This is a genomic window from Stenotrophomonas sp. G106K1 (assembly GCF_037969685.1).
Lineage (GTDB): Bacteria > Pseudomonadota > Gammaproteobacteria > Xanthomonadales > Xanthomonadaceae > Stenotrophomonas > Stenotrophomonas lactitubi.
In genome coordinates, this window is sequence record NZ_JBBPFR010000017.1 from 16444 (window position 1) to 29778 (window position 13335).

At 63.0% G+C, this 13335-nt stretch carries 10 protein-coding genes; 3 read left to right on the forward strand and 7 right to left on the reverse strand.

The annotated features are described in order from the left end of the window. Positions 1–249: 249 nt before the first annotated feature. The 7 genes from WKB25_RS14975 to dnaA all read right to left on the reverse strand — a co-directional run bounded on the left by WKB25_RS14975 (position 250) and on the right by dnaA (position 10660). Positions 250–1437: a tetratricopeptide repeat protein gene (locus WKB25_RS14975; RefSeq protein WP_176019172.1), complete on the reverse strand. Its 1188-nt coding sequence runs from the start codon at positions 1435–1437 to the stop codon at positions 250–252. A gap of 131 nt (positions 1438–1568) precedes the next feature. Beyond that, positions 1569–2375, reverse strand: a complete 807-nt coding sequence (locus tag WKB25_RS14980) for a M48 family metallopeptidase (RefSeq protein WP_340571507.1) — start codon at positions 2373–2375, stop codon at positions 1569–1571. A 72-nt stretch (positions 2376–2447) separates the two neighbouring features. Then, a complete protein-coding gene (locus WKB25_RS14985; RefSeq protein ID WP_340571508.1) occupies positions 2448–3293 on the reverse strand; it encodes a CPBP family intramembrane glutamic endopeptidase in 846 nt (281 codons plus the stop codon). Between the two features lie 67 nt (positions 3294–3360). After that, on the reverse strand, positions 3361–5820 hold the full coding sequence (gyrB, locus tag WKB25_RS14990; protein WP_340571511.1) for a DNA topoisomerase (ATP-hydrolyzing) subunit B: 2460 nt from the start codon (positions 5818–5820) through the stop codon (positions 3361–3363). Between the two features lie 112 nt (positions 5821–5932). Continuing rightward, positions 5933–7027 carry a DNA replication/repair protein RecF gene (gene recF, locus WKB25_RS14995; protein ID WP_340571514.1) on the reverse strand — a complete coding sequence of 365 codons (1095 nt, stop codon included), beginning with the start codon at positions 7025–7027 and terminating at the stop codon, positions 5933–5935. A gap of 924 nt (positions 7028–7951) precedes the next feature. Then, on the reverse strand, positions 7952–9052 hold the full coding sequence (gene dnaN, locus WKB25_RS15000) for a DNA polymerase III subunit beta (RefSeq protein ID WP_005411731.1): 1101 nt from the start codon (positions 9050–9052) through the stop codon (positions 7952–7954). 276 nt (positions 9053–9328) lie between these two features. After that, on the reverse strand, positions 9329–10660 hold the full coding sequence (dnaA, locus tag WKB25_RS15005; RefSeq protein ID WP_089241915.1) for a chromosomal replication initiator protein DnaA: 1332 nt from the start codon (positions 10658–10660) through the stop codon (positions 9329–9331). Between the two features lie 255 nt (positions 10661–10915). On the opposite strand from dnaA, the gene rpmH reads away from it, so the two are divergent. From rpmH to yidC, 3 genes are read left to right on the forward strand one after another with little or no spacing between them, the layout of a single operon-like run. After that, the gene (gene rpmH / locus WKB25_RS15010) at positions 10916–11056 is read left to right on the forward strand and encodes a 50S ribosomal protein L34 (protein ID WP_006404565.1); all 141 of its coding nucleotides are present in this window, start codon (positions 10916–10918) and stop codon (positions 11054–11056) included. Positions 11057–11061: 5 nt separating this feature from the next. Beyond that, the gene (gene rnpA / locus WKB25_RS15015; protein ID WP_025875580.1) at positions 11062–11556 is read left to right on the forward strand and encodes a ribonuclease P protein component; all 495 of its coding nucleotides are present in this window, start codon (positions 11062–11064) and stop codon (positions 11554–11556) included. Next, positions 11556–13271, forward strand: a complete 1716-nt coding sequence (yidC, locus tag WKB25_RS15020; protein WP_340571527.1) for a membrane protein insertase YidC — start codon at positions 11556–11558, stop codon at positions 13269–13271. Before rnpA ends, yidC begins: the two co-directional genes overlap by 1 nt. Positions 13272–13335 lie beyond the last annotated feature (64 nt).

Below are 13335 nucleotides of genomic sequence, written 5' to 3' on the forward strand. Positions count from 1 at the left end.
CGGCCAGATGCAGGGCGATTACAAACGCGATACCGACGATGCGAGGCCAGCTCAGCCCCTTGTCATCAGGTTGTTCGTACCGGTGAACGACTAGTTGTTCCGTCATGCGCCAAGAGCTCAATAGTGGGGCCGGAATCCCGGGGGCGGGATCCCTGATCAGCGGTGCATGACACCGCAGGAACCTCCAAGCTTATACCAATCCTGAGCGCTTGCGCATCAACTGGGCAGGCGTTCAGGCGTTATTCCTACTTACTTCAGGTTGATGATTTTCTTGGCATCCGCCTGGTTCTTCACGCCCTTCGCCAGCGCCTGCTGGGCGGCCTGCTTGGCCTCCGGGACACGACCTTCACTGTGCAAAACGCGTGCCAGATTCAGGTAGGTCTCACCGTCCTTGGAGAGCGGGGCAGCCTTCTGCCACGCATCGATCGCCTGCGGCACCTGGTCGGAGTAGTAGTAGGACTGGGCCAGTGCCAGGTAGACCTGGTAATCCGGCTTCAGGATGCCCTTCTGCAACCCCTCGTTGATGACCGCGATGACGTCCTTTTCCTTGTTCTCGGTGTTGGCATAGATCGAGTACAGCTGCTTGTACTCGCGCTCTTCGGTGAGCTGGCCGCTGCTGCGCAGCTTGTCCATCACCGCGGCGGCCTTCGGCATCTGGTCGGCCTGCATGTACATGTTGGCCAGGTTCAGCTGCGCCTTCTTGTCATTCGGGTTCTTGGCCGCCAGTGCCTCGGCGGCCTGCACCGCTTCACCGGTCTGGCCGGCTTCTGACAGCGCGGCCATCAGCAGCTGGTTCCAGTTGTCCTTCGGCTCGGCAGCGCCGGCGATGGCCTGCTTCAGCACCGGGATCGCTTCCTGGTAGCGCTCCAGCTGGTACAGCGCCTGGCCCTTGATGATCAGCTCTTCCGGCTTGGTCGACTTGCTCTCGGCGAAGTACTTGTCCAGGGTCGCCAGGCCTTCAGCGGTCTTGTCTTCCTGGATCTGCAGCTGGCCCAGCATCAGCATGGACTGGAAGTGGCCGTTGTTGTCCAGGCCGTTGAACTGCAGCACCTGCTTCAGGTAGGCGATGGCGGCTGCGGTGTCGTCGGTCTGGTAGGCGGCCTGGGAGGCGAGCTGCGCGGCCAGCGACTTGTCGTATTCGTTGGCGCCTTCGTTGGCCAGGATCTCGTCGGCCAGCGTGCGGGTCTCCGGGAACTTTTCCTTGTTGTAGCTGTCAATCATCTTCTGCAGCTTGCTGCCCAGCTTGGCCGACGACTTCGCTGCCGGTTCCTGGCGGGTCGCGTTCGGGAACAGCACTTCGGCCTTGGCCTGCTTGCCGCCACGGTTGCCACGCTCGGACGAACGCGAGGACTGCGCGAACGCATCGGTGACCACGGCGCCGGTCAGGGCAGTGGCGATGAGGACGGAAAGCACAGCTTTGTGGTTACGGAAAATCATCGTTCACCTCGATCGAACCGCCGGTAGCGGCAAAGTCGGACTGTCAGAAAAATCTGAGCCGCCAAACGTATCAGAAACAGATGGCGTGAGAAATCGTTTTATGTGCTGCAATACAGCATGAATCTGCGCACTCAGCCACACTTTGGCCGGCGTCCGGCCGCCTGGGCCTGCTGGTAGACGGGGCCGAGCGCCGGTACATCACGCTGCAACTCCCTGATCCGGTTGGCTGGATCGGGATGGGTGGACAACCATTGCGGGCTGCGACCGCCACTGGCGGCCATCATGTTCTGCCACAGATCGACCGCCTGGGCAGGGTTGAATCCGGCCTCGGCCATCAATCGCTGACCGATTACGTCAGCCTCGCTCTCCTGGGTCCGTGAGCCGGGCAACAGGAACGCGGTCTGCGCACCCATCCCGCCAAGCTGGTTGACCGTGCTGGCTGCGCCTTCGCCGCCATACGCGCCGGCCAACGCCCCCAGCACCGCCAATCCGGTCTGCGCGCCCATCTGCCGGGTGATGCGCTCTTCGTGGTGGCGGGCGATCACATGGCCGATTTCATGGCCGATCACCGCGGCCAGCTGATCCTGGTTCCTGGCGACGCTGAAGATGCCGGTGTTGACCCCGACCTTGCCGCCAGGCAAGGCGAAGGCGTTGGGTTCCTTGTCGACGAATACGGCCGTTTCCCACCGTACGCCACGGTACTGTGATGGCAGCTGTGCAACCAGCGCGTTGACCACGCATTGCACGTAGCCGTTCTGGCGGCCGTCGCTGCTGATCTTCTCTTTCTGCTTGGTTTCGGCGAACGCCTGCGCACCCAGCTGGTCCAGCTGAGCCTGCGACACACCGCCCACCATCTGCCGACGGCCTGTGGGTGAGGTGGTGGTCGCGCAGGCGCTGACCAGAGTGGTGATGACGATGGCCAGCAGCAGTTGTTTCATGGACCCACCCCCGTGTTCAGAAAGCCCAGTGTGTAACGGGTCTGCTTAATCTTTCGTCAAGCGGACAGCGCCTTACGTTGCCCCGAAAAACACCAGGGCTGCAAGCGCCACGGCATTGTTCAGTGCATGTGCGGCGATCGCCGCCCACAAGGTGCCGGTGCGGCGGTACAGCCAGCAGAATGCAGCGCCCATGCCCCCGTAAACCAGCCACAGCTGTGCGATCTCGGCCGGGCCATTGGCGCTGGTACCGGGAATTTCATGGATGAGCGCGAACGCCAGGCTGCTCAGGATCATCCCCAGCCACGGCCGTCCGGCCTGCCACAGACGCCCGAACAGGACCCGGCGGAACAGCAGTTCTTCGTAGGCGGGTGCAAGCACCACGGCAAACAACGTCAGGAACAGCGGAAAGCGGGCAACCGCGTTCTGCATCAGTTCGAGGTTTGTCGGCACCGGCTCGATGCCCATCTGCTTGGCCACGAACGCGATGCCGTTGCTGCCGATCACGATCGCGCTGGCAACCAGCAGGGTCCAACCCCAGGTGGAGGGGCGACGGAGTGCATCCCGCGAACGCTGGCGTTCGGCAGCGTTGGCCGGTCGGCGCCAGAAATACACCAGCAGCGCTGCGCCGCCGGTAGCGACCAGTGCCATCAGGATCTGCCCGAGCGCACCGGGTTGGCCGAGCTGCTGGGCAACCGCTGCCGCATCAGGCGTACCGCCGCCGGATTTGGCGCTGGCATAACCCACCACGATGCCACGGTAGAGCCCCCACACCAGACCACTCACCAGGCTCAACCCGAACAGGGTGACGGCAGCAATGCCCATGTCAATGAAGAAACCTGCCAGCGGCGAGGAGGCGCGGGCGGCTGCGGTTGCCGGCGGGACCGGCGGCGGAGCGGAAACCGGGGCGGAAGCGGACATCGATTACCTGCGATCAAGGGACAAAAGCCGGCGCACCTCCCCGCGCGCCGGCCACGATCCGATTGTGTCAGATATCCAGGTTGGCGACCTTCAACGCGTTGTCTTCGATGAAGTCACGACGCGGTTCGACCACATCGCCCATCAGGGTGCTGAAGATCTGGTCAGCGGCGACCGCATCTTCGATACGCACCTGCAGCAGGCGACGGGTATCGGGATTCACGGTGGTATCCCACAGCTGTTCCGGATTCATTTCGCCCAGACCCTTGAATCGCTGGATCTGACGGCCGCGCTTGGCTTCGTCCAGCAGCCAGTTGCGGGCCTGCGCGAACGAGTCGATCTCGATCGACTTGGCGCCACGGGTGATGACCGCGCCTTCGCGGACCAGACCGTGCAGCAGCTGCGCTGCCTGGTGGATGCCGCGCAGTTCGCCGCTTTCCAGCGCGGACAGCGGCAGCACCTGGATGTGCTGTTCGCCCATGTGGCTGCGCGTGACCAGCACTGCAGCCGGACGCTGCTCGTTGGGTTCCTGCAGTTCCAGGGTGAAGCGGGCGCTGCCGAGGTTGCCCTGGTTGAGGTGCTTGGCCAGCGCGTCCAGGCCTTCGCCAGGACCTGCAGTGCGCAGGTTTTCCAGCTCCAGCGGCATGAAATCGACCAGCGCTTCAAGCAGGCTGCGGTCGTAGCGGTGGGTATTGCGGTTGATCGTGTCCTGCGCGGCAGCGTAGGCGAGCAGCAGCTTTTCCAGTGCCACGCCGTCGATCGGCGGCTCGCCGCTGGCCGGCACCAGCCCAGCATTTTCCACCGCGCTGCTGGCCAGATAGCTGTCCAGTGCCGGATCGTCCTTCAGGTACAGCTCCTGCTTGCCCTGCTTGATCTTGTACAGCGGCGGCAGGCCGATATAGACATAACCGCGCTCGATCAGCTCCGGCATCTGACGGTAGAAGAACGTCAGCAGCAGGGTGCGGATGTGTGCGCCGTCGACGTCGGCGTCGGTCATGATGATGATCTTGTGGTACCGCAGCTTGTCCGGGTTGTACTCGTCGCGACCGATGCCCGTGCCCAGCGCGGTGATCAGCGTACCCACCTGGTCGGACGCCAGCATGCGGTCGAAGCGCGCACGTTCCACGTTGAGGATCTTGCCGCGCAACGGCAGCACCGCCTGGTTCTTGCGGTTGCGGCCCTGCTTGGCCGAACCACCTGCCGAGTCACCCTCGACGATGAACAGTTCGGACAGCGCCGGATCCTTTTCCTGGCAGTCGGCCAGCTTGCCCGGCAGGCCGGCGATATCCAGCGCACCCTTGCGGCGGGTCAGGTCGCGCGCCTTGCGAGCCGCTTCGCGGGCACGGGCAGCGTCGACGATCTTGCCGGCGATGGCCTTGGCTTCGTTCGGGTTTTCCTGCAGGAATTCTTCCAGACGCTGGCCGAACGCGCTTTCCACGGCCGGGCGCACGTCCGAGCTGACCAGCTTTTCCTTGGTCTGGCTGGAGAAGCTGGGATCTGGCACCTTCACCGACAGCACCGCGATCATGCCTTCGCGCATGTCGTCGCCGGTCAGGTTGATCTTGGCCTGTTTGGCGATGCCGTTCTGCTCGATGTAGTTGTTGAGCACGCGGGTCAACGCGCCACGGAAGCCGGCCAGGTGGGTACCGCCGTCCTTCTGCGGAATGTTGTTGGTGAAGCAGTACATCGTCTCCTGGTAGGAGTCCGTCCACTGCAACGCCACTTCCACGGTGATGCCGTTGGATTCGCCGCTTACCGAGATCACGTTCGGATGCAACGGCGTCTTCAGCTGCGCCAGATGCTCCACGAAGCTGCGGATGCCGCCCTCGTAATGGAAGTCGTCGCGGCGGCCATCGCCACGCTCGTCCACCAGCACGATCTTGACGCCGGAATTGAGGAAGGACAGTTCGCGCAGGCGACGGGCCAGGATGTCGTAGTGGAATTCCACGTTGTCGTGGAAAGCCTTTACCGAGGGCCAGAAGCGCAGGGTGGTACCGCGCTTGGTGCTGGGCCCGACCTGCTTGAGCGGATGCAGAGCTGCGCCGTCGGCGTATTCCTGCTGGTAGTGGAAACCGCCCTGGTAGATATCCAGGACCAGCTTCTGCGACAGCGCGTTGACCACGCTGACGCCCACGCCGTGCAGGCCGCCGGAAACCTTGTAACTGTTGTCGTCGAACTTGCCGCCTGCGTGCAGGACCGTCATCACGACTTCGGCTGCCGACACGTCGCGATCGAGCTTTTTGCTCATCTGCTCGTGCTTGCCCGTCGGGATGCCGCGGCCGTTGTCGGACACGCCCACCGAGCCATCGGCATGGATCGTCACCGACACGTGGTCGGCATGGCCGGCGAGGGCTTCGTCGATCGAGTTGTCGACGACCTCGAACACCATGTGATGCAGGCCGGTGCCGTCATGGACATCGCCGATGTACATGCCTGGGCGCTTGCGGACAGCCTCCAGGCCTTCCAGGGCCGTAATGCTGTTGGCGTCGTAGTTGCCGTTGTTTGCCGGGGTGTTCTGTTCGTCGGTCATTGCGCTTGCCGTAGGCTCCGCAGGTCGGACACCGCGTTGAGCGATGTGCCGAGAATGAAGGGATAGCAGCCTGAATTATACCAGCCGGGGCTGAGCGGCCTTGCCGTGCCCACTATGGCACAGCCACGATCTGTGCATGTTCCACGTGGAACCGGGTGATGTCGCTCAGGGTCTCCAGTGCCGCAGGCGTTTCTGTTGCGGTGATGAAGATCTGCGCCGGCGCCGCCAACAAGCGGCGCAGTATCCGGGCCTGGTGGGTGCGATCCAGCTCCGAAGCCAGATCATCTAGCGCGATGACGGGCCACTCGCCGCGCTGCTCAGCGTAATCCTCCGCCTGAGCCAGCAGACAGGCGAGGGCGGTGAGCTTGGCCTGGCCTCGCGAGAGCGCATCGCGACCTGGAATGCTATGGAACGCCACGCTCCAGTCCGCCCGGTGCGGGCCCAGCGAGGTATAGCCCGCCTGACGGTCGCGTTCGCGTGCCAGCAGCAGTGCATCTGCCAGTGGAACCTCGCTTCGGCGCCAGCCCGGGCTTAGATTCAGGCCCACAATTCCCAGCTGAGGAGCCAATGCCTCGGCCAATGCGATCGTCCGGGACTGCAGCCGCTCCAGATAGTGCTGCCGACGACTGGTCAGCGGCTCTCCCGCCTCGGCCAGCTCGTGATCCCAGGTATCGAGCATCCGCGACGGCCCGCCCTGCTTGAGCAGGGCATTGCGCTGCTTCAACGCCCGCGAATAGCGCCGCCACAGGGAAAGGAAGTCTGGTTCCACGTGGAACAGGCCCCAATCGAGGAAACGCCGGCGCGGTTCACCACCACCACTCACCAAGGCATGGCTGCCTGGTTCAAAGGTGACCACCGCCAGAGCGGCACACAGGTTTCCGAGCTGAGCAACGTCTTCGCCATCCAGGCGCCCCTTCCACTCCTGTCCACTATGGCGCAGGCCCGCTTTTCGACGCTGCGCGGGCAGATCCCCCCGTTGTTCGTCCCATTCCACGAAGACTTCCAATGCTTCATGGCCCTGACGCACCAGGCCGTCGCGTACCCGCCCGCGAAAACTCCGCCCATAGGCCATCAGATGCAGCGCCTCAAGGACGCTGGTCTTGCCAGCGCCGTTGTCACCGGTCAGCAGATTCACCCCTGGCTGGGGCGACAGCTCCACCGCATCGAATCGACGCAACTGATGGAGGGCAAGACGACGAATCTGCATGGGATGCGACAGACCATCCGCACATGGCGGTAGAAGGGCGGGGAATCACCCAGCTTACTGCATTGGTCAAGCCAGCCGTCATGGCTGGACGCGGCCCGCGAACGGTGAGCCCTGGCGACGCCGGAAACCTCGTGTTTCACGTGATCGGGGGTGGCTGCCAGCGACAGACGATGGGACAGCGACCGAAATCGTTCAGATCCAGCAGCCCGCCAAGGCTCAAGGAGCCCAGATTTCAAGAATCCGGCGGCCGTTGCACGCGCATCAGGCCTGACGGTGCGCCGCGGTGACCGTCAGTACTCCGAAAATTCTTTGAAATCTGCTGACAACGGCCCTGCCAGGTTCCACAGATTTCAAAAAAATCGAAGCACCCGTTCCACGCCATCCACAGCGGGACTGTATGACTTATACACAAGGTGTGGGCGAACTGTGGATAAAAAAGCCACTTTTCCCTCGCGTCAGAACTATCCACAGGTTCCCCCCCAGGCTTGATGGCCTATATACAGGGGGTTTCAGCCCTATAAAGTTATTTTAATTCAACAACATAGCCTACTTTTACATGAAATCTGGCCCTACCATCACCACCAAGCTTTTGATTTATACCCAGATTTAGAAGCTAGGGAGGGCCTGACTTTCCGCGAACGAGGCCTGTGGACAGAGAGGTCAGTACGCAGGTCAGGTCGCTTGATCCAAGACCGCTCCCTGATCGCATCCAAGCGGTCTCAGCATTCCTGAAGGGCTGGAACTCCTCGGCTGGGTCCACCACAGCGCGAATCTCACGCAAGAGCGCGGAAGCCAGAAACGTCTTATCAACCGCAAGCCCGAAGGTGCCAGAAAGATCTGGCACCGATGCTCCACGTGGAACAAAAAAAAAGACGCCCGGGAAATCCCGAGCGTCCATGTGTTCCACGTGGAACTGCGCGAAGGTCAGAGACGCAACGGCATCACCACATGACGCGACTTCTCGCTGCTCGATTCACGTACCAGCGCCGAGGAGTTGGAGTCGCGCAGCTGGATGATCACTTCTTCGTCGCGCAGCGCGGAGAGGGCATCCAGCAGATAGTTCACGTTGAAGCCGATAGCCAGATCGCTGACCGTGGTGTCGGCTTCAATTTCCTCCTGGGCTTCTTCCTGCTCCGGGTTGTGCGCGCTGATCTTCAGGTTGCCCGGCGAGACTTCCACGCGGATGCCGCGGTACTTCTCGTTGGACAGGATCGCGGCACGCTGCAGCGAGGCACGCAGTGCTTCACGGTCGACCTTCACTTCACGGTCGGCACCGATCGGAATCACTGCCTCGTAATCCGGGAAGCGACCATCGATCAGCTTCGAGGTGAAGGTGACATCGTCGCGCTTGACGCGAACGTGGCTGCGGCCGACTTCCAGCTCGATCTCGCGGTCGCCGCTTTCCAGCAGGCGCTGCAGTTCGGTCACGCCTTTGCGCGGCACGATGATCTGGCGCTTGGAGCCGCTGGGCTTGGCCAGATCGGTTTCGCACAGTGCCAGGCGATGACCGTCGGTCGCGACGGTGCGCAGGGCATCGCCGCGCAGGTCGAACAGCAGGCCGTTGAGGTAGTAGCGCACGTCCTGCTGGGCCATTGCGAACGCAGTGCGCTCGATCAGCTCCTTCAGGGTGGCTTCGCCGATGGCAACGCGCTCGGTGGCTTCCACCTCGTCCACCGACGGGAAGTCGTTGGAGGGCAGGGTGGCCAGGGTGAAGCGGCTGCGTCCTGCCTGCACGGTGATCTTGTCACCGGTCTGCGAGACGGTGATCCGGCTGCCATCGGGCAGTGCGCGGATGATCTCGAACAGCTTGCGGGCGGGAATGGTGGTTTCGCCGTCCTGGGCATCTTCAACCGCGATCCGCGACACCATCTCCACTTCCAGGTCGGTACCGGTCAGCGACAGCTGGCCGTTCTGCACCTGCACCAGGAAATTGGCCAGAACCGGAAGGGTCTGGCGGCGTTCGACCACGTTGACGACCTGTGCCAACGGCTTGAGAAAGGCTTCGCGCTGCAGTGTGAAACGCATGTGGTTCCGTGCCCCTATGCTTTAAAAAAATGTGGAATAAATCAAAAGCTTGGTGGTGCTGGTAGAGCCAGAATCGCTGGAAAACACAGCTAAGTCTTTGTAAACAAAAGGGTTTCAGGCTTCGAAACCCTCTGCATTACCAGCCCCCAAGGGGTGGGGAAAGCTGTGGATAAATCTTCCGCGAATTCCAACGGCATTTTTATCCACACCCTGTCCCGCGCTTGCTACCGGATTCTGCACCGTTTTATGCGGTGACGCCTCATCGGCGTACGTGCATCATTCGCTCAGCTTCCGGATCAGCTTGTCCCAGTCCTCGCGGAGCTTGCCGTCGGCTTCCATCAGGGTGCGGATCTGCCGGCAGGCATGCAGCACCGTGGTGTGATCGCGACCGGCAAAGGCGTCGCCGATTTCGGGCAGGCTGTGTTCGGTCAGTTCCTTGGTCAGCGCCATGGCAACCTGGCGCGGACGGGCCAGCGACCGGGTCCGACGCTTGGACAGCAGATCCTTGATCTGCAGCCCGTAGTAGTCGGCAACGGTTTTCTGGATGTTGGGAATGCTGATCGCCTGCTGCTGGGCGCGCAGCAGATCGCGCAGGGTTTCCTGGGCGAATTCGGTGGTGATCGCACGGCCAGTGAAATTGGCGCGGGCGGTCAGGGTATTCAGCGCGCCCTCGAGGTCGCGCACATTGGAGCGCATCTTCTTGGCAATCAGGAACGCAACGTCATCGGGAATCTCGGCACCACGCTCGCGGGCTTTGGCCAGCACGATCGCAGCGCGGGTCTCGAAGTCCGGCGGCTCGATCGCGACCGACAGGCCCCAGGCAAGCCGCGACTTCAGGCGCGCTTCCAGGCCTTCGACCTCGCGCGGATAGCGGTCGCAGGTCAGGATGATCTGCTGCTTGCCATCGAACAGCGCGTTGAAGGTGTGGAAGAACTCTTCCTGGGTGCGGTCCTTGCCTGCGAAGAACTGGATGTCATCGATCAGCAGCGCGTCGACCTGCTGGAACTGGCGCTTGAACTGATCCATGGTCTTTTCCTGCAAGGCCCGGATCATCGCGCTGAAGAACTGTTCCGAACGCAGGTACAGCACCTTGGCGCCCGGATTGGCCTGACGCATCGCGTTGCCGGCGGCGAACATCAGGTGGGTCTTGCCCAGGCCGGTGCCCCCGTACAACAGCAGCGGATTGTGCGCGCGGTCGCCCGGCTTCTGTGCCGCCTGGAATGCTGCCGCCAGGCCCAGCTGGTTGCTGCGGCCTTCGACGAAGTTGGCGAAGGTGTAGTGGTTGTCCAGGTTGCCGGCGAACGGGACCTGCGGCTGCACCGGCGCCTGCGCCGAATGGCTGGAAACCGGCGCGATCTGCGCGTCCACCGGACGCGGGCGCGAGCCGATTTCAAGAAAAACGTCGCCGAAACCGGCAAAGTGGGTGACCAGCTCGCGGATCCGCGGCAGGTACAGTTCGCGCACCTGATCGACAATGAAGGCATTCGGTGCATACAGCACCAGGCTGTCAGCGCGCAGATCGGCCTGCAGCGGCTTCAACCAGGTGTGAACATCCTCGGGCGGGAACTCCGCCTCGAGTCGCTCGAGACTACGTGACCAGGCATCCATCAGCAATAATTGTCCGGTGGCCGATGCATAGGCGCGAAAAGGCGCCCAAACACAGGCCTGAAAGGGGGGGAAATGGATGGCTCAGCCTACCACCGAGCGCCCGCCTTCGGAATGCTTGTCCCCTACTTATTCACAAAAAGATCCACAGCTATTGCACAGCCCAGTGAATTGGCGTAGCAGACAGGGGTTGACGGGAGGGGGGACACCTCTCTAAAATTTCCGGTTCTTTCCGTCCCATTCATACGAGAGGCCCACATGGCCACCAAGCGCACCTTCCAGCCCAGCAACCTCAAGCGTAAGCGCGACCACGGCTTCCGTGCCCGTATGAAGACCGCTGACGGCCGCAAGATCCTGTCGCGTCGCCGCGCCAAGGGCCGCAAAGTCCTGAGCGCCTGATTGCCATGCCGCATCCAGCGGCAGACGCAATCCATTCGACAGTGAATACTGCAGACCCGCGCAAGCGATTCCCTCGCTCTGCGCGGGTTCGCACGCGTGCCGAATATTCAACGGTCTTCAACGGCGCCCGCCGTGTGTCCGATCCGCTGATGACCCTGCACTGGCTACCGGCTGACCGGCCGGCCAGGCTGGGTCTGGCGGTTTCCCGCAAGGTCGATCCTCACGCCGTTGGGCGTAACCGGATCAAGCGCGTCCTGCGCGATGCCCTGCGTCAGACACGAACCGACATACAGCCAGGCGACTTCGTCGTCGTGGCTCGTACTGCTGCGCGTCATGCCAGCAACGAAGATATCCGCCAGGCCTTCCTGCGCCTGTTGCGGCGCCTGCGCGCATTGCCCGCGCCGGGCGTGGACGGCACAATGCCGCCGCCTGATGGCATTGCCATTTCCTCCGTCACCGAGCCGGCACCGCGTCCCGGCCCCGCTGAGCCTGCCTGCTGATGAACCAGACCCGTGTTTTCCTGATCTTTGCCTGGCTGATGGTGGCCGTGCTGCTGTGGATGGAGTGGAGCCGTGAGACGTCCGCCCCGACCCCGGCGCCGACGACCAGCTCGGCCCCGGCCGCTGCACAGAGCGTCCCCGGTGCAGCCCCGGGCAGCATCCCCAGCGCGCAGGTTCCCGGTGCCCCGGGCCAGCCCGCTGTACAGGCCCAGGCCAGCGCCACCCCGTCCGCACAGCGCGTGACCATCACCACCGACGTGCTGCGCCTGGTGCTCGATGGTGGCCGCGTGCTCGATGCCGAACTGCTGCAGTTCCCGCAGAGCAAGGACGAAGGCAGCCCGCCGGTACGCCTGCTGACCGAAGATCCCGCGCATCCGTACAGCGCGATCAGTGGTTGGGCCAGCGAAGACAAGAACACCCCGGTGCCGGGCGTCGACGGCTTCAAGCTGGTCGGTGATACCCGCGACTTCGTGCTGGCCAATGGCCAGAACGAACTGCAGGTCCCGTTCGTGTGGACCGCCGACAACGGCGTGACCATCAAGCGCACCCTGATCGTGGGCCGCAACGAGTATGCGATCCGCTTCAAGGACGAAGTCAGCAACGCCGGCGCCGCACCATGGAACGGCTATGTCTACCGCACCCTGGACCGCACCCCGACGATCCTGTCGCGGAGCATGACCAACCCGGACTCGTTCAGCTTCAACGGTGCTACCTGGTACGACAACGACAAGAAGTACCAGCGTCGTGCGTTCAAGGATTACCTGGACGATGGCGCGCTGAACCAGAACATCACCGGTGGTTGGCTGGCGATGCTGCAGCACCACTTCTTCACCGCCTGGATCCCGCAGAAGGACCAGACCGCACACTACGTGCTGTCGCAGGTGGCCGGTCGTGACCTGATCGAAGCGCGCGGCCCGGCCTTCACCGTGGCTCCGGGCCAGTCCACCAGCACCGAGGCCCGCCTGTGGGTCGGCCCGAAGCTGGTCAACCTGATCGCCAAGGAAGACGTGCCGGGTCTGGACCGCGTGGTCGATTACAGCCGCTTCTCGATGATGGCGGTGATCGGCCAGGGCCTGTTCTGGGTGCTCAACCAGGTGCACAAGCTGGTGGGCAACTGGGGCTGGGCCATCGTCGGCCTGGTGGTGCTGCTGAAGATCGTGCTGTACCCGCTGTCGGCGACGCAGTACAAGAGTGGCGCCAAGATGCGTCGCTTCCAGCCGCGCATCGCGCAGTTGAAGGAACGCTATGGCGATGACCGCCAGAAGTTCCAGACCGCGATGATGGAGCTGTACAAGAAGGAAAAGATCAATCCGATGGGCGGCTGTCTGCCGATCCTCATCCAGATGCCGATCTTCTTCGCCCTGTACTGGGTGCTGGTGGAATCGGTCGAACTGCGCCAGGCGCCCTGGTTCGGCTGGATCCAGGACCTGACCGCCCGCGACCCGTACTTCATCCTGCCGGTGATCAACGTGGCGGTGATGTGGTTCACCCAGAAGCTGACGCCGGCACCGGGCATGGACCCGATGCAGCAGAAGATGATGCAGTTCATGCCGCTGGTGTTCGGCGTCATGATGGCCTTCATGCCGTCCGGCCTGGTCCTGTACTGGGTGGTCAACGGTGGTCTGGGCCTGCTGCAGCAGTGGTGGATGACCAAGCGCCATGGCAGCGACCCGGTGCCGGCCACGGCGTCCACCGCCCCGGCCAAGAAGAAGTAAGAGGTAGACGTCGACCTTGGTCGACTGCTCCCCAGGGTCGATCGACCCAGCAAAAGCCCGCCGC